Here is a 21,350-nt window from a genome sequence, read left to right on the forward strand (position 1 = left end):
TGGTGGCTATGACGGGATTCGAACCTGTGACCCCCGCATTATGAGTGCGATGCTCTAACCAACTGAGCTACATAGCCAACCTTGCTTCCGGTGAGTCGTTACCTCGTCACCGTGCGGGCCGAATTATGCGTATCTGGCTCTGGGGCGTCAACCCTTTTTTTGCCAGAAAAACGCAATTTGAGTGCGTTTGACCAGTTATTGGTCTCTGTTGCGCAAAAGCCCAACAATCTGCTTTTTTTTAAGACATTGCCATGATTGCCCGGGCAATGGCAGATAAAAAACAGGCCAGCAAATGCTGGCCTGTCATGGGATTAGACGTTGAACAGGAAGTTCATGATATCGCCATCTTTGACGATGTAATCTTTCCCTTCAGCGCGCATCTTGCCCGCTTCCTTGGCGCCTTGCTCACCCTTGTAGTTGATAAAGTCTTCAAAGGCGATGGTTTGGGCGCGAATAAAGCCTTTTTCAAAGTCAGTGTGGATCTTGCCAGCCGCTTGCGGGGCAGTGGCACCGACCGGAATAGTCCAGGCGCGCACCTCTTTCACACCGGCGGTGAAGTAGGTCTGCAGGTTGAGCAGCTGGTAGCCTGAGCGGATAACACGGTTCAGGCCCGGCTCTTCGATGCCAAGGTCAGCCATGAACTCGGCGCGATCTTCATCGTCCAGTTCGGCGATGTCCGCTTCGATGGCGCAGCAGACCACGACCACGACCGCGTTCTCGGCGGCGGCGATTTCACGCACCTTGTCCAGATAGGGATTGTTCTCGAAGCCATCTTCCGCCACGTTGGCGATATACATGGTGGGTTTCAGGGTCAGGAAGTTGAGGTGGCTCACGGCGGCCAGCTCTTCTTTATCCAGCTTCATGCCGCGGATCATCTGGCCGTTTTCCAGCGCAACCTTGATCTTCTCAAGCACTTCCACTTCCAGCTTGGCATCCTTGTCGCCGCCTTTGGCGCGCTTGGACTGACGGTGAATGGCGCGCTCGCAGGCGTCCAGATCCGACAGGGCCAGCTCGGTGTTGATCACTTCGATATCGTCAGCGGGAGAGACCTTGCCGGCAACGTGAATGATGTTCTCGTCATCGAAGCAGCGCACTACGTGGCCGATCGCTTCGGTTTCACGGATGTTGGCCAGGAACTGGTTACCCAGACCTTCACCCTTGGAGGCACCGGCAACCAGACCGGCGATGTCGACGAATTCCATGGTGGTCGGCACAACGCGCTGCGGATTGATGATGGCAGCCAGCTGATCGAGGCGCGGGTCCGGCATCGGCACCACACCTGTGTTCGGCTCGATGGTGCAGAACGGGAAGTTGGCGGCTTCGATACCGGCCTTGGTCAGCGCGTTGAACAGGGTGGATTTGCCTACATTGGGCAGGCCCACGATACCGCATTTAAAACCCATGGATTGTTACCTTACTTGATGGATGCTGTTGGGGGTCGCCCGCAGGCGGCCCATGTCATGCTTGTTCTGGTCGTTGCTCATGTACCGGCACAATGCCCGTACAGGGTCAAACCGACCTAACCCTTTTCCGCCTTGAAGCTGTGCAAGCGATTCATGGCCTTGGTCATATCTTGTTTGAACAGGATGTCGGTGGCGCGCAGAGACTCGTCCAGCGCGGCGTCGATCAGGTTCTGTTCACTGCTGGGGGCCTTGGTCAGGACGAAGCCAGCCACCTGCTCTTTGCTGCCGGGATGGCCGATCCCGAGGCGCAGCCGAAAGAAGTTATTGTTGTTGCCCATCTTGGCGATGATGTCCTTGAGGCCGTTATGGCCACCGTGACCACCACCTTGCTTGAACTTGGCGATGCCCGGCGGCAGATCCAGTTCGTCATGGGCCACCAGCATCGCTTCCGGCTCAATCTGATAAAAACGCGCCAGTGCGGCCACCGCCTTGCCGGAGAGGTTCATATAGGTGTTCGGGATGAGCAGCCGCACATCCTGCCCCTCGACCAGGATGCGGGCAGTATGGCCGAAGAACTTGGGTTCTTCACGCAGGCTGACATTGTGCCAGCGGGCCAGTTGCTCCACATACCAGGCGCCCGCGTTGTGGCGGGTCTTGGCATATTCCGGGCCGGGGTTGCCCAGTCCGACGATCAGTTTGATTTCGCTTGTCACGCTTGATGTCTTCACTCGCAGCTGCCGTGGGTACACTACCCAGGGCAATAGGACGCAATATTCTAGCCGCCGAGTGGCGATCACTCAACCAATGTGCATGTTATGGCGGGATTTGCAGCATTATTGCGGCCAATGGGTGGCTAATGGTGGGCAAACGGGCCTCTTGCAAGAGGCCCGTTTCAGTTTACCGATGGATTATGCCCGGTTGACTACCGTCGTTATTTGGCACGCAGCAGGGTGACGGTCTCTTCATCCAGTGCGGTCAGGGTGGGACGGGCATCGCGCACATACTCCACGAAAGAGGCTGCATCGGTGCCGCAATCCACGCCGCTGGCTTTGCAATCGAGGGGCTGGCCCGGGGCATAGACGGCGCCGAGCAGTTCACCGTTTTGTGCCACCTTCAGCACCGGGAAGGCGGTCAACTTGCCATTGACGCTGGCGATATCGACCCGCTCGCTCTGGTGGCGCTGGGCATTGGCCAGTGCCTGCCAGCCATCGTTGCCGTTGGCGCTGTAGGCGTTCATCACCACCCGATAGCGCTGGCTATCCACCAGATCCTGCCACTCGCCGCTTGCGGTCTTGTGCTGCAATTGGGTCAGGGTGCCCGCCTTGCCTGCGTCGGTCTCCTGGAAGGTGTAACGCAGGTGGCCGCCATAGGGGAACTTGCCGGCATGGGCGCTGGTGGGCAGGGTGGCGGTGATGGTCTCGGTCAGCAGGGCGCGTACCTCGGCGCCAGTCAGGGTTAGCACCGCGAGCTGGTTCTTGAACGGCAGCAGGGTGAGGGCACTATCCCCCTCGCGCCATTCGCCAGCGGGCAGGTCGGCGCGCACGCCGCCCACCGCCACCAGAGCGAAGTCGACCGGGCCGCCGGTCAGGGCCTGAACAGCCGGAGTATTGGCCCAGTAGAACTCCCCTTCGGCAACCAGCGGCGCTACATCTGAGCCGTGGCTGTCGCTGCCGTTGTCGCCGGGGCGACGGGCATTTTGCAGTTGCTCGGGGATGGTACCGATCACCGGGCCGTAGGCTTTCTCCAGCGCCGGTTTGTAGTGGCTGTCGATGATGCCGCGCAGGCGCGGATCTTCATCCACGGTGACCAGATTGGGTTGGTTGTCGACAAACTGGCTTGCCTCTTTGCTCCGGGCATCGTCGAGCGCTTGCTTGCGCGCCGCATCGGCGAAGAAGTCGCGGCTGGCCAGCAGGCTGTTGTGGCCCTGGCAGTCTGTCACCTGACCCTGGCTGTCAAAGGTCACCTGTGCCAGACCGATGGCCTGGGCGTAGGAGCCCGCCTGCACCACGCAGGTCTTGCCGATGCCATCCGGATTGGTCACCAGCTTGGCGTAATCGCCGGTCTTGCCCCAGCCAATGTTGCGAAAATCGCCGAGCAGGCTGTGGGAGTGGCCGCCGACGATGGCATCGAGGCCGTTTACCTTGGCGGCCAGCGCCAGATCCCGCTCGTTGCCGATGTGGGTGAGCGCCACAATCTGGTGGATCCCCTTGGCTTGCAGCATGTCGACCGTGGCCTGAGCCGAGGCGACCTCCTTGCCAAAGCGCAGCTTGCCGACGTTGGGGGCGATATTACCCATGTCTTCCAGTACCAGACCGATGACGGCGACCAGCTGTTTGCCTTGCGGCAGGTTGTCGAGATCGGTGACCGGGCTCTTCTGGTTGCCGTCAAAGGCGTAGACCACGAAGGGCTTGAGGTTGTCAGCCTTGCTGAGGGCCGGATCGGCCTTGGTGTCGAGGTTGGCGGCCAGCACCGGGAAGTTGACCCCCTCGATGAAGCGGGCCAGCTTCTGGTTATCCAGATCGAACTCGTGGTTGCCCAGTGCCATGGCATCGAGGCCGAACTGGCTCAGCAACTCGGCGTTGGCCATCCCCTCGTTCAGTTTGAAGTAGCCACTGCCCTGCCAGGCATCGCCGCCGTGCAGCAGCAGCAAGGGCTGGTTCTTGGCCAGCGCCTCGGCCTGATAGGCTTTCGCCATGGTCAGCAGGCGTGGATAACCGCCAAAGCGGGTATAGAGGGTGTCCGTCTCCCCCTGCTGGGCAAAGATCTGCCCTTTGATCTCGGCATTGACCGGATCAAACTGGGAGTGGGTGTCGTTCATGTGAGCCAGGGTCAGCACAAAGGGCGGGTTCTCTTTGGCGGGCTGACAGGCGAACAGGGCGGAGGTGAGGGTCGCGAGCAGGAGGGGACGCAAGCAATTCATGGGTAAATCCTTAAGCCTGCCTGGGGCAGGGTCGTACCAGATAGCAGAAAGTTGGAAAGAGAAGGTCCAGAAAGACGAAAACCGCCTGATGGCGGTTTTCGTTATTGCTGAATCTATCAATGCTCGAACATGGCAGAGATGGACTCTTCGTTGCTGATGCGACGAATGGCTTCGGCCAGTACAGTTGACAGCGTCAGCTGCTTGACCTTGCCGACCGCTTTCATCTCCGCAGTGAGCGGGATGGAGTCGGTGATGATCAGTTCATCGATCACGGAGTTCTTGATGTTCTCGACGGCGGAACCGGAGAAGACCGGGTGGGTAGCGTAGGCGAATACACGCTTGGCACCGCGCTCTTTCAGGGCCTCTGCGGCTTTGCACAGGGTGCCGCCGGTGTCGATCATGTCATCAACGATGATGCAGTCGCGGCCTGCAACGTCACCGATCAGGTGCATGACCTGGGAGACGTTCGGGCGGGGACGGCGCTTGTCGATGATGGCGATGTCGGTGTCATCCAGCAGCTTGGCGATGGCGCGGGCACGCACGACGCCACCGATGTCCGGGGAGACAACGACAGGAGACTCGAGGTTCTTGGACTTCATGTCTTCCAGCAGCACCGGGCTACCGAACACGTTGTCTACCGGAACGTCGAAGAAACCTTGAATTTGCTCGGCATGCAGGTCAACGGTCAGCACGCGATCCACACCGACGCTGGAGAGGAAGTCAGCGACAACCTTGGCGGTGATGGGTACACGGGCGGAGCGGACGCGGCGGTCCTGACGGGCATAACCAAAGTAGGGGATAACGGCAGTGATACGGCCAGCTGAAGCACGACGCAGAGCATCCACCATGACGATCAATTCCATCAAATTGTCGTTGGTCGGGGCACAGGTGGATTGAATGATGAAGATATCGCCACCACGTACATTCTCATTGATCTGTACGCTGATCTCGCCGTCGCTAAAGCGACCTACGGCAGCATTGCCGAGTTTGATAAACAGGCGATCTGCGATCTTCTGGGCTAGTTCCGGCGTTGCGTTACCAGCAAACAGCTTCATGTCAGGCACGGTTTGAAACCTCGGGGTTGCATCCAGTATGTGGGGGAGTCTGAAATCAGACCCTATCGTTTTGGGGCAAACGATTTATCAAGATAACGTACAAGGTGTCTGCTGCCCAATGAATGTGATGATACCGGTAACCCGAATCAGTGGCCGAGTGCAAAACCGGCCACGTTAATCATCATCAATACCGTTCGGTAAAATTGGCTGGGGTACTAGGATTCGAACCTAGGAATGGCGAGATCAAAACCCGCTGCCTTACCGCTTGGCGATACCCCAATCATTTGAACTGTTGCAATGTGGAGAAGAGAGGTGATATGTTCTCGCCCTTGGCGACAAACCCATCAAGTCCCTTCGGCACGCAGGCCAACACTTCCCGAGCAGTTACTTCGTCTTCAAATTGAGCAAAGACGCAGGCTCCTGTGCCCGTCATTCTTGACGGCGCGTATTCTAGCAACCAGCCGAGCGCATTGGCAACCTCGGGGTGGCGCTTTTTCACCAGTGATTCGCAATCGTTTTTCCACTCGCCTTCCAGCAGGTTGTCCAGCGACATTTTCGGCGTGGCTCTCGGCAGGTCCGGATCCTGGAATACGGCCGCGGTCGCCACATGGCAATCGGGCTTGAGTACCAGATACCAGGCATCGGGCAGTTCGACCGGTTGCAGCCGCTCGCCCACGCCTTCGGCAAAGGCCGCCTTGCCACGGACAAACACCGGCACATCGGCCCCCAGCTGGACGCCAAGCGCTGCCAGTTCATCTTCACTCAAACCCGCCTGCCAGAGGTGGTTAAGCGCCACCAGCGTGGTTGCTGCATCGGACGAACCGCCGCCAATACCGCCCCCCATGGGAAGCACTTTTTCCAGCCGGATATGGGCACCTTGCGGGCTCGGCAGGGTTGCTTGCAGCAGGCGTGCCGCCCGGATAATCAAATTCTGCTCATCCGGCACCCCGGGAATGGCCGGCGTCAGGGTGAGTGTGTCGCTATTCGGTATCACCTCAAACTCGAGCCAGTCGCTGTGGTTGAGGAAGATAAACAGGGTCTGCAGCTCGTGATAGCCATCGGGACGACGGCCATTGACGTGTAAAAACAGGTTGAGTTTGGCCGGTGCCGGCCAGCGAGTGGAAGCCATTAACGTGCAAGAGTCCATTGGTTAATCTGAAGCTTGAGGCGGCTGTTCTGGCCGGTCATGGTCAGCTGGTGTGGCAGGCGGTAGCCATCCTGATCCCGATAATCGCCATAGACGATCTGCCACTGGCCGTCGCGCACGCTGGCCAGACTGCTGTCGGGGTTGAGTTCAAACTCCGCCTGACCCGGCAGCCCCTTGATCCACTCCGGTAATCCCGCAACCGGAATATTCCAGCCGGTCAGTTGATAGATGAGCGCTTCGGCATCCTGGCTCTGGTGGCGATTGCCGTCGCTGTCGAGCAGGGTGATCTCCCCCTTGCTGCGGGAGAGCTCCAGAATGCTGGTGCCGATCAGGCTGGTGAGGTTGAGGCGATAATCCTCCCCATCCTGCTGCCAGTTGAGACGGGCGCTGCCCTTTTGCTGTGGCGTGATGATGGCCATCTTGCCGGATAGCTGCCAGTGGGTCAGCTGCTCGAGACGGGTCCGCTCCTGGTTCCAGTTCACCTGGTCACGCTGGGGCTGGGTGGTGGCACAACCGGCCAGCAACAGCAGGCAGGTGAGAGTAAAAATACGTAGCAGCAAGAGACGGCTCCAGAGAGAGGAATTTGCCACAGTATACGGGGCGGCCGTATTGCTTTTAAAGACTTACCCTTTCTCGTACAATTGGCAGCCTTTGCACCCAGCGTATGAAATGATTGTCGCCCACTCATGAGTTTGCTTGCCCTCGGAATCAACCACAACACCGCCAGTGTCGCCTTGCGGGAACGGGTCGCCTTTGGCCCGGACTGCATCGATCGCGCCTTGCGTGAGCTGGTGAGCCAACCCGGTGTCAGCGAGGCGGTGATCGTCTCCACCTGCAACCGGACCGAACTCTATTGCAATCTGGAGGAGGAGCGGCAGGAGCAAGTGCTGCGCTGGCTGCAGCAGTTCCACGGGCTGGACGCTGCCGAACTGGTCACTGCCATCTATCAGCATCACGATGAAGAGGCGGTGCGCCACCTGATGCGGGTGGCGTGCGGGCTCGACTCGCTGGTGCTGGGGGAGCCGCAGATCCTGGGGCAGATCAAGCAATCCTACGCTCACGCCCAGCAGGCGGAGTCGGTGAAGGGGGCGCTGGAGCGGCTGTTCCAGAAATCCTTCTCGGTGGCGAAAAGAGTGCGTACCGATACCGAGATTGGCGCCAGTGCCGTGTCGGTGGCCTTTGCCGCCGTCAGTCTGGGTCGGCGGATCTTCTCCGATCTCTCCCAGACCAAGGTATTGCTGGTCGGGGCGGGGGAGACCATTGAACTGGTGGCCCGTCACCTGCGCGAGCAGAACGTGACCAAGATGATGGTGGCGAACCGCACCCTGCTGCGCGCCCAGACCCTGGCGGCCGAATTCGGCGCTCAGGTGATGACGCTCGAAGAGATCCCCGACTATCTGCACGAGGCGGATATTGTCATCAGCTCGACCGCCAGTCCACTGCCCATCATCGGCAAGGGGATGGTGGAGCGCGCGCTGAAGGCCCGCCGCTTCAAGCCCATGTTTCTGGTGGATATTGCCGTGCCGCGCGACATCGAAGCCGAAGTTGATGAGCTCTCCGATGCCTATCTCTACACGGTGGATGATTTGCAGGGGATCATCGAGCAGAACCTCGAAACCCGTAAACGGGCTGCCGCACAGGCGGAAGTGATCGTGCAGGAAGAGCGCGACGAGTTTATGGGCTGGTATCGCGGCCAGAGCTCGGTCGACCTCATTCGCGATTACCGCCATCAGTCACAGCAAGTGGCTGATGAAGAGTTGCAACGGGCCCTGCTGGCATTGGCACAGGGCGAGAGTGCCGAACAGGCGCTCAAGGCGATGGCCCATCGCCTCACCAACAAATTGATCCACGCGCCGACCCAGGCGTTGCGCCAGGCTGCCTCCCAGGGGGATCAGAGCGAGCTCTCCCGCTTGCGGCAGGCGCTGGGGTTGTCACAAGAGCCATAATTTTCGGGCAACCTGCCGGTTGTCCCGTCCTCCATTGAGAATGCAAGAGTTATGAATCCGTCACTGATCAGAAAGCTGGAAGGCCTCATCGAGCGCCACGAAGAAGTACAGGCCATGCTCGGCGAGCCAGACGTGGTCTCGGATCAGGATCGCTACCGCGCCCTGACCCGCGAATATGCCCAGCTGGAAGATATCGTTCACGCCTTCCAGCGTTACCGTCAGGCTCAGGATGATCTTGAGACCACCCAGATGATGCTGGAGGAGGACGATGCCGACCTGCGCGAGATGGCGCAGGAGGAGCTGCCGCTCGCCAAGGCCAATCTGGAGGCGTTGGAGCAGGAGCTGCAACTGATGTTGCTGCCCAAGGATCCCAAGGATGACAACAACTGCTATCTGGAGATCCGCGCCGGTGCCGGTGGCGACGAAGCGGCCATCTTTGCCGGTGACCTGTTCCGCATGTATTCACGGTTTGCCGAGCGTCAGGGCTGGCGCGTCTCCATCGTCAGCTGCAACGATGGTGAATATGGTGGCTACAAGGAGGTGATCGCCAAGATCGACGGCGAGCGCGTCTATGGCCGTCTCAAGTTTGAATCCGGTGGTCACCGGGTACAACGGGTGCCGGAGACCGAATCTCAGGGCCGCGTGCACACCTCCGCCTGTACCGTCGCCGTGCTGCCGGAAGTGCCGGAAGCCGAGCAGATCGAGATCAACCCTTCTGATCTGAAGATCGACACCTTCCGCGCCTCCGGTGCCGGTGGTCAGCACGTCAACAAGACCGACTCGGCCATCCGCATCACCCACCTGCCGACCGGTCTGGTGGTGGAGTGTCAGGACGAGCGCTCCCAGCACAAGAACCGCGCCAAGGCGATGTCGGTGCTCTCCGCCCGCCTGCAAGCGGCCGAGGATGAGCGCCACCGCGCCGCCGAGCAGAGCACCCGCCGCAATCTGGTGGGCTCCGGCGATCGCTCCGAGCGCATTCGTACCTACAACTACCCGCAGGGCCGCCTCTCCGAGCACCGCATCAACCTGACCCTCTATCGCCTCTCCGAAATTTTGGAAGGGGATCTGGACTGCGTCATCACACCGCTGGTGCAGGAGTATCAGGCCGATCAGCTCGCCTCGCTGGCCGAGAACAACTAATGCAAATGGTGATCCGGCAAGCTCGCATTAAGTGTTCTGCCCATAAGGTGGAGTGGCACTGATGCAGATCCAGCAGGCCCGCGCCCATATCATGACTGTGTTGGCTGAGGGGGAGTCCCCCCGCGCCGACGCCGATGTACTGCTCTGCCATCTGCTCGGGTGTCGTCGCAGCTATCTGATGACCTGGCCCGAGCGTGAGCTGGATGCCGCCCAGCAGGCCACCCTGCAGGGGTGGCTGGCTCGTCGTCTCAACGGCGAACCCATCGCCCATCTGGTGGGCGAGCGGGAGTTCTGGTCGCTGCCGCTGAAAGTGAGCCCGGCGACCCTGATCCCGCGCCCCGATACCGAGGTGCTGGTCGAGCAGGCGCTGACCAGAATCCCGCAAGGTCCTTGCGCCGTGCTGGATCTGGGCACCGGCACCGGCGCCATCGCGCTGGCGCTCAAGTCCGAGCGGCCCGAGGTCGATGTGTGGGCGGTGGATCGGATGGCGGATGCCGCGGCGCTGGCCCGCGAGAACAGCGCCGCGCTGGGGTTACCCATCGAGGTGCGCGATGGCAGCTGGTTCGAACCCCTTGGCGAGCCGGATCGCGACAATACGCCACGTTTTGCGGTGATTGTCTCCAATCCCCCCTATATTGATGGCGCCGATCCCCATCTCGAGCAGGGTGACGTGCGCTTTGAACCCCGCTCGGCGCTGGTTGCCGATGACGCCGGGCTGGCCGATATCCGCCACATCGTGGCCCATGCCCCCGCTTATCTGCTGACCGATGGCTGGTTGCTGCTGGAGCATGGTTGGGATCAGGGGGAGGCGGTGCGTCAGTTGCTGCGTGATGGCGGCTACCGCGAGGTAGCCACGGTGCGTGATTACGGGGATAACGACAGGGTGACGCTGGGCCTCTGCCCGCTGCGCTGACGGTTCCTCACTGTTACTCGGCGGGTTGCCTGTGCGCCCCCATGCAAGGATTGAATATGATTTTTGTGCTCAAACACCTGCACCTCACCCTGATTGCCGGGGCCGTGCTGATGTTTATGCTCCGCTTCTACTGGGTACAGACCGCCACTGGCCGAGCCTATAGCGCGCCGGTGATGAAGGTCAGCGGCTGGCTCAACGGTCTGGTGGTGCTCTCCGGCGTATTGCTCTGCATGGTGCTGGATCTCAACCCGCTCAATAACGGAACGCCCTGGCTCAGCGAGAAGCTGATGGCCATTCTGGTGCTGGTATTTCTGGCTGCGATGGCGCTGCGGCTTGCCAAAAGCAATCTGGTGCGCTGGTGCTCCTTTCTGGGGGCGCTCGGCTGGATCTACTTTATTGCCAAGTTGGCAGTGCTCAAACAGACGAGTGTGTTCGGCTAAGGCATGAAGAGAATGTTACACATAGACGAATGGACCGATTTCGAAGCCCACGACATCACCGAGCTGGCGTTGTCAGTCAGTGACGAAATTTATGGCTCGGTCGAGGAGGGGATCCGCGAGTTGAACCTGCTGGACGAGTGGCTGGACGAGCAGATTGAAGAGGGCACTTGCGACGAGGTGCGCCAACAGTTGCTGCAGGGCTTCTACCACAGCCTCGGTTTTCATGGCGACTGGCAGGACTATTTTTCTGCCAACAACTGTGACCTCAATCAGGTGCTGGTGCAGCGCAAGGGGATCCCGGTCAGTCTCGGCATTCTCATTATCCAGCTGGGGCGCAAGCTCGGGCTCGATGTAGAGGGGATCTGCTTCCCCGGCCACTTCCTGGTGAGCTTTGCTGGCGGCGAGGGGGAGGTCTATGTCGACCCCTTCACCGGCGACGAGCTGAGTCTGGCCCGCATCGAGCTGCTGCTGCGCGGTGCGTTGGGGGACTTGGCAACCCTGACCCCCGACTACCTGCAGCCCTCCGGCCAGTGGGAGATCATCGAACGGCTGCTCAACGTCAGCAAGGGTGCCCTGCTGCGGGAAGATCGCATGCCCGAGGCGCTGCGTTGCAGCGAGCTGTTGTTGCGGATGAAGCCCGGCGATCCGCTGGAGACGCGGGATCGCGGCTTTATCTACGAGCAGCTCGATTGCCCGCGCCAGGCCGCCGACGATTTTGAATATTTTATTGAACAATGCCCGGACGATCCGGTGGCCGATGTGCTGAAAGTGCAGCTGGCCGCGCTGGACCTGAGCCCCAAGCCCCTCCATTAAGGGCGGCTTGAGACTAAACAGAAGAATATCAAGGCCGCTGCGCTCGGCTGCAACGGAGTAACTTGGCTTCAGGCCCTTTTATTAAGGATGTCTTGGAGTTGAAACAGAAGAATATCAAGGCCGCAGCGCTCGGCTGCAACGGAGTAACTTGGCTTCAGGCCCTTTTATTAAGGATGTCTTGGAGTTGAAACAGAAGAATATCAAGGCCGCAGCGCTCGGCTGCAACGGAGTAACTTGGCTTCAGGCCCCTTCATTAAGGAAGTCTTAGATGGAACAGAAGAATATCAAGATCAACCAGATCGACGTTGCCAACGACAAACCGTTCGTGCTGTTTGGCGGCATGAACGTGCTGGAATCCCGCGACATGGCGATGGCGGTGTGCGAGAAGTACGTGGAAGTGACCAGCAAGCTGGGCATCCCGTTTGTCTTCAAGGCGAGCTGGGACAAGGCCAACCGCTCCTCCATCCACTCCTACCGCGGTCCGGGTCTGGAAGAGGGGATGAAGATTTTCCAGGAGCTGAAAGCGACCTTCGGCATGCCGGTCATCTCTGATCTGCACGAACCCCATCAGGCCAAGCCGGTCGCCGAGGTGGTTGACGTTATCCAGCTGCCCGCTTTCCTGGCGCGCCAAACTGATCTGGTGGAAGCCATGGCCCGCACCGGCAACGTCATCAACATCAAGAAGCCGCAGTTCCTGAGCCCAAGCCAGATGAAGAACATCACCGACAAGTTTGAGGAGTGCGGCAACGATCAGCTGATCCTCTGCGAGCGCGGTGCCAACTTCGGTTACGACAACCTGGTAGTGGACATGCTGGGTCTGGGCGTCATGAAAAAGAGCACTGGTGGCTATCCGGTTATCTTCGACGTAACCCACTCCCTGCAGTGCCGTGATCCGCTGGGTGCCGCCTCCGGTGGCCGTCGCGAGCAAGTGACCGAGCTGGCGCGCGCCGGCATGGCGGTCGGTCTGGCCGGTCTCTTTATCGAATCCCACCCGGATCCGAAAATTGCCCGCTGTGATGGCCCGAGCGCCCTGCCGCTCGACAAGCTGGAAGGCTTCCTCAAACAGATGAAGGCCATCGATGACCTGATCAAGGGTTTTGAGCCCCTGGATACCTCTGCTTGATGGGACAAGCACTTATCACAAGGCCTCGCAATGCGAGGCCTTGTTTTTTGCGCTTGCCCAGTGAAAGCACGTATAAAAAAACGGCCGACAGGCCGTTTTTTGTGCTGATACAGCAAGTATCAGCGGTTCACTGCAGGACGCTGATTACAGGCTCTGGGTGAAAGTACGGGTAACCACGTCACGCTGCTGTTCCGGGGTCAGGGCGTTGAAACGCACTGCGTAGCCAGATACGCGGATGGTCAGCTGCGGGTACTTCTCCGGATTCGCGATAGCATCTTCCAGGGTTTCGCGACGCAGCACGTTGACGTTCAGGTGCTGACCACCTTCAACAGCCGGTTCGGCCTGAACAGGCAGTTCGCGGTATTCGAACTGACCCAGATCAGAGAGTGCGACTTCCTGATCGGCAGCAAAGGCATCGCCTTTGACACAGATGCAGCGAGCCTGTTGCTTCTCTTCGTCCAGCAGCCAGAAAGAGTTCAGCAGGGCGGTGTTGGCAGCCTGGGTGATTTGAATGCCTTTGATCATGGTATGACTCCTCAATGGGAACGCGAATCCAACTGTAAGGAAATTACCCTGATGTATTTAAGCTACCGTTAATTGCGGTGGCTTAAAGGGCCCTTGCCTTACACCTTTGCTTTGATGGGGTCATATATACCATGTTGGTAATATTACTAAAATTGATCTAGATCAATAAAAATTAATAAAGCGCCATTTAAATGGGATTGAATTCTTGAGTTTAATCAAAAATAGGTCATTTTTCTGATTTTGTAAGATATCAAAATTATGCATCTTTTACCTTTTTAATCTAGTAATTTAACTACATCTTTTTCGGCTTTTCTGTGGTGGATTGAGGAGTTGGCTACACTCAGCAGAAAGCAAGGAGAGTGTCGGGTGAATATCAGGTGGCGAATGTGGGGATGGTTGGCCCTGTTCTGTTGCTGGGCAATCACAGCTGTGGTCCGGGCCGAAACAGTACGCATAGCGGTGGGCGAATGGCCGCCTTATATCAGTGAGTCGCTGCCCAATCAGGGGTTTCTCTGTCAGGTGGTACGTGAGGCCTTTGCCGAGCAGGGGGTCGATGTCAGCTTTCATTTCTACCCCTGGTCTGAGGCATACAGCCTGACTCTTGAAGGGCGTTATATGATTACCATGCCCTGGTTTCGCTCTCGCGAGCGCGAGCAGCACTTCTATCTCTCTGCATCGCTGGGCAAATTTACGACCCGTCTGCTTGCACTTAATGGTTCGCCATTGGTCAGTTTGGGTGAGCTGAAAAACGAGCCTGTCGGGGTTACCCGTGGCTATTTTTATGGTGAAGGGTTTGCAGCAAGGCAATCCGAGCTGTCTCTTGAGTGGTCCGACTCCGATGAGGAGAGCATGGAGAAACTGCTCACCGGACGCATTCGTTATCTGGTCATGGATGAACAGGTGGCACAGGTTCTGTTTCAGCAGGTTCTCTCTCGTCATCCCCAAGCGGCAGCATTGAGTGGTGCCCCCGATCCCATCTGGTCCCAGCCGGGCTATCTGCTGATGCGCAAGGCCGATCCCGATGCCCGCCGCTTGATGTTGCTGTTTAACGCCGGTCTGCACAAACTGGAGCGCTCCGGCCGGCTCGCCAGGCTCTGGAAAGTGTGAGTCACGGTTGCGTCTTGCGGGCTGCCCCCCTATCCTGACTCCTTCGCCGTATCAAGTGAGGAGGCCGGGGTGCTGACCTGGAGTGATGTGATTGGCTCTGAAAAAGAGCAGGACTATTTCAAGTGTACGCTGGCGACCGTCAGGGCAGAGCGGGAAGCGGGCAAGGTGATCTACCCCCCCGCGGCCGATGTGTTCAATGCTTTCAAACTGACCGAACTGGATCAGGTCAAGGTGGTGATCCTCGGGCAGGATCCCTACCACGGCCCCAATCAGGCGCACGGGCTCTGCTTCTCCGTTCTGCCCGGCGTGCGTACGCCTCCCTCACTGGTCAACATCTATAAGGAGATGCAGCGGGATCTGCCTGGTTTCGTCACACCCAATCACGGTTTTCTGGAGTCCTGGGCCAGACAGGGGGTTCTGCTGCTCAACACAGTGCTGACAGTGCAGGCCGGTCAGGCACACTCTCATGCCCATCTGGGGTGGGAAACCTTCACCGATCGGGTCATTGAGCAGATCAATGCCAGTTGTCAGGGGGTGGTATTTCTGTTGTGGGGCTCCCATGCCCAGAAGAAAGGGCGTTTTATCGACCGGCAACGCCACCACGTGTTGACGGCGCCCCATCCCAGCCCCCTTTCTGCCCACCGTGGTTTTATCGGTTGCGGCCACTTTTCCGAGACCAACCGCCTGCTGGAATTGCAGGGTAAAAGCCCGATCGAATGGCAATCTGTCTGCCAACCACTTGATTGAGTGCAAAGTTCGGGCGACAAATGACCGTATACTCAGGAAAGTAACATTTTATTTCAGCGCCAAGGAGTGCCCATGTTATCGAGTCTGCACAAGGATCACCTCAATATCGCCCGACTGCTGGATCTGCTGAAGCAGAAGCTGGCCGCCATTCGTGCCGAGCAACCCATCAGCTATTTTCTGGTGCGCGATGTCATCGATTATCTGCGGGAGGTCTCTGACAAGTATCACCACCCCAAGGAAGATCTTGTCTATGACTACTACCTGAAATACCGGGTGGTGGAGGGGGATGTCGCGAACCGCTTGCATGAAGAGCATCTCAAGTTGCTGGAGGCAGGGACCGAGCTCAAGGAGATGGTGGAGATGATCCTGATGGATGCGGTGATCCCGCTCGATCAGTTCACCGCCAAGCTGGAGCGCTTCGTGGAGCTGCAAGAGGCACACATGAACTACGAAGAGGGGGTGATCTTCCCCCATCTGCGTGACTCCCTGACCGAGGATGACTGGCGTCATCTGGAGCAAAACTGGCAGAACCGAGCTATCGGTGATCCTCTGTTTGGTGCCGAGATCAGCCAGCACTTCCAGGCGCTTGCCAAGCGCCTCTCCCTGCCTTTTGCTGCCAGCTGACGCACGCGGCTTTCGGTCATCAGTCATCTGACTGTGCAGGTGTTACCCGGCCAATGTGCCGGGTTACTTATTGTTACTCACGCCACATGATCTTGTTGTGCCATTTGTCGGGCACAGTGAGCTGCCAGCGGGCCAGCTCGCTCTTGCTGAAGACATATTCGCCGCGCAGGGCCGCTCGCGGGGAGATAGTACGGGGCAGGGTGCCCGCCAGTATGGTGTTGATAAGGGACGCTGCCTGCAACCCCTGATCGTGGCCGTCCAGTACCAGCCCGCCGATGGCCATCCCCTTGCCGACGGCAAACTCCCAGAAACAGAAGAGAGGAACCGGTGTGTTGGCGCTGGTCCACTCCAGCACCGTCTGTTCGCTCACATGCTTGCCATTATCGTCGACCAGCGTGTGGTAGAGGCCGAGGAAGATTGCCTGATAGCCATTCTTCTTGGCGTTGAGCACCGCCTCCTGCCAGAGGCTGTAATCCCCCATCAGCTGGCTGTTGACCCGGGTCTGGCCGACTCGCAATTCGGTCTGGGTCTTGAATTCATCCTCGATAGCGGTGAGGGCCACATTGCTGGAATCAAACAGTACCAGCGCCTTGTCAAGCCCTCCCATCATCTGACTTATTTCGCTGATGTTGCGCTTGAGCAGGGGGCGTTCCAGCACCCCGGTGATCTTGGGGTGGCCGACAAAGCCCTTGAGGCGGGGGTTTTCGTTCATGCCGAGAAAAACAACGGGAGTACCCAGCGAGGCGATCTCGTTGGCCAGATAGTTGATGGCATTGTCATCCCCCAGCACCACCAGATCCGGTTTGCTCTTGAGATAAAAAGCGATAGCCCGTTGAGCGATGTCGTCGAACGCCTCCCGTGGATGGCGTTTGGTGTCCATATAGAAGTGAGAGATCTTGTGCTCCCCCTGCAACCCTTTGCGCAAACCTTCGTTGTAGCTCTGGTCCCAAAGGTATTCGGGATGGTAGCTGCTGATCACCAGAATGTTTGCGGCCCAGAGCGGCAGGGAGAGGGTGGAGAGCAGTAGCAACAGCAGGGAGGTGCGCATGGGAAGGCCCCTGTCGAGTGATAGTGTATGCATGCTCAGTATGGGCAGTGTTTGCCGTTACTGTCATCTCGAAACCGGTATGGCAGGGCGCGATTTTTTTTCGGTTGAGCGGATCGGACGCCAGCCCGCACTCTGCTTGGGATCGGGTTTTATTGAGTCTTTTTTTGGTTGGTCGTGAACTGTCCCGCTCGCTGAAAAACCTGTTCTGGATCAAGAAATGAGGCTGCGCTTTGGTGCCTAATAGACACCACATATAGGGACGCATTCGTTTTTAATCCCTATATGTTGTGTTATCAAGCTGTGTATAAGCTGTTCCCCTCCTATCTTCAGCCCAGGCTTGTCAAGCCTCGGCTGAATTTATTTGCGTCCAGGACGAGATGCCGGGAGGGGGGCCCAACAAGGGTGAGCCAGAGGCAAATGCCTGGCCTTTTAACGGGGAAAATCCATGAAACCGGTTGTGATCAAACGTGACGGATGTCGCGCACCATTCAATGCCCAGCTGATTCGCGATGCGGTCAGCCGAGCGGCGGAAGCGGTCAATCAGGCCAATCCGGCACTCGCCTCCCGCATTGCCAATGCAGTGAGTCAGGAGCTGGAAGGGCGTGGTGAAGTTGATATCCACGAGATCCAGAACCGGGTCGAAAACCACCTGATGGCTTCCGACGACAAGGCCATCGCCCGTGCCTATATCGAATATCGCCACGACAGGGATCAGGCTCGCGAGGCGCGCGGCCGTCTGGCGCAGGAGATCCGTGGTCTGGTCGAGCAGACCAACGCCGCCCTGCTCAACGAAAACGCCAACAAAGACTCCAAGGTGATCCCGACCCAGCGCGACCTGCTGGCCGGTATTGTCGCCAAGCACTATGCCACCAGCCACATGCTGCCCCGTGATGTGGTTCAGGCCCACGAGAGCGGTGATCTGCACTTCCACGATCTCGATTACTCACCTTTCTTCCCGATGTTCAACTGCATGTTGATCGATCTGAAAGGGATGCTGACCCACGGCTTCAAGATGGGCAATGCGGAGATCGATACCCCGAAATCCATCAGCACCGCCACGGCCGTGACCGCCCAGATCATCGCCCAGGTGGCGAGCCACATCTATGGTGGCACCACCATCAACCGCATCGATGAAGTGCTGGCCCCCTATGTGACCATCAGCTGGCAGAAGCACCGTGAAGTGGCCGAAGAGTGGGGCATTGCCGATGTGGAAGCCTATGCCATGGCCCGCACCGAGAAAGAGTGCTACGACGCCTTCCAGTCGCTGGAGTACGAGGTCAACACCCTGCACACCGCCAACGGTCAGACCCCGTTCGTCACCTTCGGCTTTGGTCTGGGGGACAGCTGGGAGTCGCGGATGATCCAGCGCGCCATCCTCAGGAACCGCATCGCTGGCCTTGGCAAGAACAAGAAGACCGCCGTGTTCCCGAAACTGGTGTTCGCCATCAAGGATGGCCTCAACCACAAGCAGGGCGATCCCAACTACGACATCAAGCAGCTGGCGCTGGAGTGTGCCTCCAAGCGGATGTATCCGGACATCCTCAACTACGACCAGGTGGTCAAGGTGACCGGCTCCTTCAAGACTCCCATGGGTTGCCGATCCTTCCTCGGCGCCTACGAGGAGAATGGCGAGCTGATCCACGAAGGTCGCAACAACCTGGGGGTGGTGAGCCTCAACCTGCCGCGCATTGCGCTGAAATCCCGTGACGAAGCGGACTTCTGGGATCGTCTCGATGCCTCCCTGCGGGTCGCCAAGAAGGCGCTGATGTACCGCATCACCCGTCTGGACGGGGTGAAAGCACGGGTTGCACCGATCCTCTATATGGAAGGGGCTTGCGGCGTGCGCCTCAAGGCGGACGACAACGTCAGCGAGATCTTCAAGAACGGTCGTGCCTCCATTTCCCTCGGTTATATCGGGGTTCACGAGACCATCAACGCCCTGTTTGGTGACAAGGTGCACCTGTTTGACAGCGCCGAGCTGCAACAGAAAGCCATCGCTATCATCGCCCGTCTCAGGGCGGCCATCGATGAGTGGAAAGAGGAGACTGGCTACGGCTTCAGCCTCTACTCCACCCCGAGCGAGAACCTCTGCACCCGTTTCTGCCGCATCGATGCCAAGGAGTTTGGCGTGGTATCCGGCGTGACCGACAAGGGTTACTACACCAACAGCTTCCACCTTGATGTGGAGAAGCAGGTCAACCCGTACGACAAGCTGGACTTCGAGGCGCCCTATCCGCCCATCGCCAGCGGTGGCTTCATCTGCTACGGCGAGTACCCCAACATCCAGCACAATCTGGAAGCGCTGGAGAACGTCTGGGACTACAGCTATGACAAGGTGCCCTACTACGGTACCAACACTCCCATCGACGAGTGCTACGACTGCGGCTTCACCGGTGAGTTCGAATGTACCTCCAAGGGCTTTACTTGCCCGCGCTGCGGCAACCACGACCCGGCCAAGGTGTCGGTGACCCGCCGTGTCTGCGGCTACCTCGGCAGCCCGGATGCGCGCCCCTTCAATGCGGGCAAGCAGGAAGAGGTGAAGCGCCGCGTCAAACATATGTAAGCGCACAGGCGATGAAGAGCTGGCCCCTGACTCAAGGGGCCATTTTCATTGGAGGGCGGCAACCATGCCGCCTTCCCGTGAACGAGGCAGGAAAAAAGCGATGCACTACCACCAATACTACCCGGTCGATGTGATTAATGGCCCCGGCACCCGTGCCACCCTGTTTGTCTCCGGTTGTGAGCACCAGTGCCCGGGTTGCTACAACCAGAGCACCTGGCGGCTCGATGGCGGCAAGCCGTTCGATGAGGCGATGAGCGATCGCGTCATTGCGGATCTCAACGACAGCCGCATCAAACGGCGAGGTCTGTCGCTCTCTGGCGGCGATCCGCTCCACCCGGCCAACGTGCCCCACGTGCTGGCGCTGGTGAAACGGGTGCGCGCCGAGTGTCCGGGCAAGGATATCTGGTGCTGGACCGGTTATCTGCTCGGCGAACTGTCAGAGGCCCAGCGCGAGCTGGTGGCCTTGCTGGATGTGCTGGTGGATGGCAAGTATGAAAAGGAGTTGGCAGACCCCGGCCTGCTCTGGCGTGGCAGCAGCAATCAGCAGATCCACGACCTCAACGCCTGGCGTGATGCGGGTGAGCTAGTTCCCTGTCTGGTTTGCAGTTGAAGCCCGGGATGTTTATGGTTAGCCCATTCCAATCCTGACGACATTCATGAAGAGGAGAGCCGAGATGAACAATCTGCTCAAGATCCTGCTGGCCATTTTCCTGCCCCCGGTGTGCGCGTTTATCCAAGTGGGCTTTAGCCTGCACTTTTTAATCAACATAGTGCTGACCCTGATGGGCGGTCTGCCGGGCATGGTCCATGCGCTCTGGCTGGTGGTGAGCGACAAGCGCGGCTGATGCCAGCGGATGGTTAGTGAGCTTATTGACGATAAAAGGGCCAACCTCTCGGGGGGGGCCCTTTTGTTCATGTTCATACGAATACTTTTTCGTTAGGATGGGTGACTGACCAAAAGGGCGCGTGTTGAGCGGCCTGCAGTCCGGCAATAAGTACCGGCAGAGAACAAGGAGCGTTACATGAAGTGGAAAGTCGCAGTATGGTCAGGTCTGGCAGTGACACTGTTGCTGGGGTGCTCATCCCGTCAGGAGGTAGCGCACGAGCGCGCTCCGATCGCTATCTCTCTCGAGCAGTTGTCCAGCTACTGGGTTCAGGAGAAGCAGTGGTCATGGCTTGGTAATGACGAGCCAGCCCTGCCAGCCAAACCGGTCAAGGGGTATGTGGAAGTTCGCTATCAAATCGACGCCAGCGGCACGCCGGTCAAGCCGGAAGTGGTAGCGGCCGAGCCCCCCGGCGAGCTGGAGCAGAGTGCGCTGGCGACCCTCTCGCGGATCCGCTACAGCCCTGCAGAGGGCAACCCGGATGCCATTCCGGTCGAGGTGACCAACCGCTTCGAGATCGAGATCAACTGATCCCCCATCACTCTGATGCCAGAGAAAGAGAGACCCCAGCCAGGCCGGGGTCACGTTTATTGCTGTTTGCAGTCGTTGTAGGCGGTCTGCCACTCGCCATCCTGATCCCGAAGCTCGACAAAGCCCTCATCCCCCTTGTTCCACCAGACGGCCTCATGTTCGTCCGTATAGCGGGCGCCGGAGGCCGAAATGGCCTGGGGCAGGGTGTAATCCTTGCCGTTCGGCAGTGATAGCTTGATAAAGTTGAGGCTCTCGTCTGAGAGGGAGAAGTAGCGCACCTGTACCTTCTTGCCCTGCTCGCACTGGTAACTGACCGGTTCGCCACCAGTGACTGAGAGGGTATTGCCCTGATTGCAGCCAGCGAGCAGGCCGAGGGCCAGCGCACCAGCGGCCATCATATGTGCTTTATTCATGATTACAG

Annotated in this window: 21 protein-coding genes, 2 tRNA genes and 1 pseudogene; 13 read left to right on the forward strand and 11 right to left on the reverse strand. The window is 58.7% G+C overall.

All coding sequences use genetic code 11. From position 1 onward, the window contains the following. The 8 genes and pseudogenes from G5193_RS13560 to lolB form a co-directional block, all read right to left on the reverse strand. Window positions 1-77, reverse strand: a tRNA-Met gene (locus G5193_RS13560). Between the two features lie 234 nt (window positions 78-311). Beyond that, on the reverse strand, window positions 312-1,403 hold the full coding sequence (gene ychF / locus G5193_RS13565) for a redox-regulated ATPase YchF (RefSeq protein ID WP_005353921.1): 1,092 nt from the start codon (window positions 1,401-1,403) through the stop codon (window positions 312-314). Window positions 1,404-1,519: 116 nt separating this feature from the next. Then, window positions 1,520-2,116: an aminoacyl-tRNA hydrolase gene (pth, locus tag G5193_RS13570; RefSeq protein WP_005334960.1), complete on the reverse strand. Its 597-nt coding sequence runs from the start codon at window positions 2,114-2,116 to the stop codon at window positions 1,520-1,522. A gap of 218 nt (window positions 2,117-2,334) precedes the next feature. After that, complete coding sequence (locus tag G5193_RS13575; protein ID WP_421206195.1) at window positions 2,335-4,323, reverse strand: bifunctional metallophosphatase/5'-nucleotidase; 1,989 nt, start codon at window positions 4,321-4,323, stop codon at window positions 2,335-2,337. A 116-nt stretch (window positions 4,324-4,439) separates the two neighbouring features. Beyond that, window positions 4,440-5,387 carry a ribose-phosphate pyrophosphokinase gene (locus G5193_RS13580; RefSeq protein WP_005343846.1) on the reverse strand — a complete coding sequence of 316 codons (948 nt, stop codon included), beginning with the start codon at window positions 5,385-5,387 and terminating at the stop codon, window positions 4,440-4,442. 195 nt (window positions 5,388-5,582) lie between these two features. Further along, a tRNA-Gln gene (locus tag G5193_RS13585) sits at window positions 5,583-5,657 on the reverse strand. After that, window positions 5,637-6,507, reverse strand: a pseudogene (ispE, locus tag G5193_RS13590) (4-(cytidine 5'-diphospho)-2-C-methyl-D-erythritol kinase). Before ispE ends, G5193_RS13585 begins: the two are co-directional and overlap by 21 nt. Further along, window positions 6,507-7,085 carry a lipoprotein insertase outer membrane protein LolB gene (lolB, locus tag G5193_RS13595; protein WP_005353907.1) on the reverse strand — a complete coding sequence of 193 codons (579 nt, stop codon included), beginning with the start codon at window positions 7,083-7,085 and terminating at the stop codon, window positions 6,507-6,509. Before lolB ends, ispE begins: the two are co-directional and overlap by 1 nt. A gap of 126 nt (window positions 7,086-7,211) precedes the next feature. On the opposite strand from lolB, the gene hemA reads away from it, so the two are divergent. From hemA to kdsA, 6 genes are all read left to right on the forward strand, one after another. After that, window positions 7,212-8,471: a glutamyl-tRNA reductase gene (gene hemA, locus G5193_RS13600; protein ID WP_335830514.1), complete on the forward strand. Its 1,260-nt coding sequence runs from the start codon at window positions 7,212-7,214 to the stop codon at window positions 8,469-8,471. 51 nt (window positions 8,472-8,522) lie between these two features. After that, on the forward strand, window positions 8,523-9,611 hold the full coding sequence (prfA, locus tag G5193_RS13605) for a peptide chain release factor 1 (RefSeq protein WP_005353897.1): 1,089 nt from the start codon (window positions 8,523-8,525) through the stop codon (window positions 9,609-9,611). A gap of 61 nt (window positions 9,612-9,672) precedes the next feature. After that, the gene (gene prmC, locus G5193_RS13610) at window positions 9,673-10,524 is read left to right on the forward strand and encodes a peptide chain release factor N(5)-glutamine methyltransferase (protein ID WP_108542064.1); all 852 of its coding nucleotides are present in this window, start codon (window positions 9,673-9,675) and stop codon (window positions 10,522-10,524) included. Window positions 10,525-10,580: 56 nt separating this feature from the next. Continuing rightward, window positions 10,581-10,964, forward strand: coding sequence for a SirB2 family protein (locus tag G5193_RS13615; RefSeq protein WP_005362206.1), 384 nt, complete (start codon window positions 10,581-10,583; stop codon window positions 10,962-10,964). A gap of 12 nt (window positions 10,965-10,976) precedes the next feature. Then, the gene (locus G5193_RS13620) at window positions 10,977-11,777 is read left to right on the forward strand and encodes a SirB1 family protein (protein WP_005362204.1); all 801 of its coding nucleotides are present in this window, start codon (window positions 10,977-10,979) and stop codon (window positions 11,775-11,777) included. A 268-nt stretch (window positions 11,778-12,045) separates the two neighbouring features. Further along, entirely contained in the window at window positions 12,046-12,900 is an 855-nt protein-coding gene (gene kdsA / locus G5193_RS13625; protein WP_216951850.1) for a 3-deoxy-8-phosphooctulonate synthase, read from the forward strand. A 144-nt stretch (window positions 12,901-13,044) separates the two neighbouring features. On the opposite strand, the gene grcA is transcribed toward kdsA, so the two are convergent. Then, entirely contained in the window at window positions 13,045-13,425 is a 381-nt protein-coding gene (gene grcA / locus G5193_RS13630; RefSeq protein ID WP_216951849.1) for an autonomous glycyl radical cofactor GrcA, read from the reverse strand. Window positions 13,426-13,809: 384 nt separating this feature from the next. Here grcA and G5193_RS13635 point away from each other — a divergent pair, with 384 nt between their 5' ends. From G5193_RS13635 to G5193_RS13645, 3 genes are all read left to right on the forward strand, one after another. Continuing rightward, the gene (locus G5193_RS13635; RefSeq protein WP_421206196.1) at window positions 13,810-14,532 is read left to right on the forward strand and encodes a substrate-binding periplasmic protein; all 723 of its coding nucleotides are present in this window, start codon (window positions 13,810-13,812) and stop codon (window positions 14,530-14,532) included. 69 nt (window positions 14,533-14,601) lie between these two features. After that, a complete protein-coding gene (gene ung / locus G5193_RS13640; RefSeq protein ID WP_266134094.1) occupies window positions 14,602-15,279 on the forward strand; it encodes a uracil-DNA glycosylase in 678 nt (225 codons plus the stop codon). Window positions 15,280-15,351: 72 nt separating this feature from the next. After that, window positions 15,352-15,903 (forward strand): hemerythrin domain-containing protein, encoded by a 552-nt coding sequence (locus G5193_RS13645; protein WP_216951846.1) that lies wholly within the window; start codon window positions 15,352-15,354, stop codon window positions 15,901-15,903. A 73-nt stretch (window positions 15,904-15,976) separates the two neighbouring features. Here the strand turns inward: G5193_RS13645 and G5193_RS13650 are convergent, their stop codons facing one another. Next, on the reverse strand, window positions 15,977-16,951 hold the full coding sequence (locus G5193_RS13650; protein WP_216951845.1) for an ABC transporter substrate-binding protein: 975 nt from the start codon (window positions 16,949-16,951) through the stop codon (window positions 15,977-15,979). Window positions 16,952-17,396: 445 nt separating this feature from the next. Here G5193_RS13650 and nrdD point away from each other — a divergent pair, with 445 nt between their 5' ends. The 4 genes from nrdD (at window position 17,397) to G5193_RS13670 (ending at window position 20,929) form a co-directional block, all read left to right on the forward strand. Then, window positions 17,397-19,514: an anaerobic ribonucleoside-triphosphate reductase gene (gene nrdD, locus G5193_RS13655; protein ID WP_374995061.1), complete on the forward strand. Its 2,118-nt coding sequence runs from the start codon at window positions 17,397-17,399 to the stop codon at window positions 19,512-19,514. Between the two features lie 100 nt (window positions 19,515-19,614). Next, window positions 19,615-20,124, forward strand: a complete 510-nt coding sequence (gene nrdG, locus G5193_RS13660; protein WP_421206197.1) for an anaerobic ribonucleoside-triphosphate reductase-activating protein — start codon at window positions 19,615-19,617, stop codon at window positions 20,122-20,124. A gap of 64 nt (window positions 20,125-20,188) precedes the next feature. Then, window positions 20,189-20,359, forward strand: coding sequence for a YqaE/Pmp3 family membrane protein (locus tag G5193_RS13665; protein WP_005338440.1), 171 nt, complete (start codon window positions 20,189-20,191; stop codon window positions 20,357-20,359). A gap of 177 nt (window positions 20,360-20,536) precedes the next feature. Then, window positions 20,537-20,929, forward strand: coding sequence for a TonB family protein (locus tag G5193_RS13670; RefSeq protein ID WP_108542479.1), 393 nt, complete (start codon window positions 20,537-20,539; stop codon window positions 20,927-20,929). A gap of 56 nt (window positions 20,930-20,985) precedes the next feature. On the opposite strand, the gene G5193_RS13675 is transcribed toward G5193_RS13670, so the two are convergent. Continuing rightward, window positions 20,986-21,342 (reverse strand): MliC family protein, encoded by a 357-nt coding sequence (locus G5193_RS13675; RefSeq protein ID WP_201972991.1) that lies wholly within the window; start codon window positions 21,340-21,342, stop codon window positions 20,986-20,988. Window positions 21,343-21,350: the final 8 nt, after the last annotated feature.

Origin of the sequence: Aeromonas sp. 601027, from assembly GCF_049174455.1 — a bacterium.
Classification (GTDB): Bacteria; Pseudomonadota; Gammaproteobacteria; order Enterobacterales; family Aeromonadaceae; genus Aeromonas; species Aeromonas veronii_A.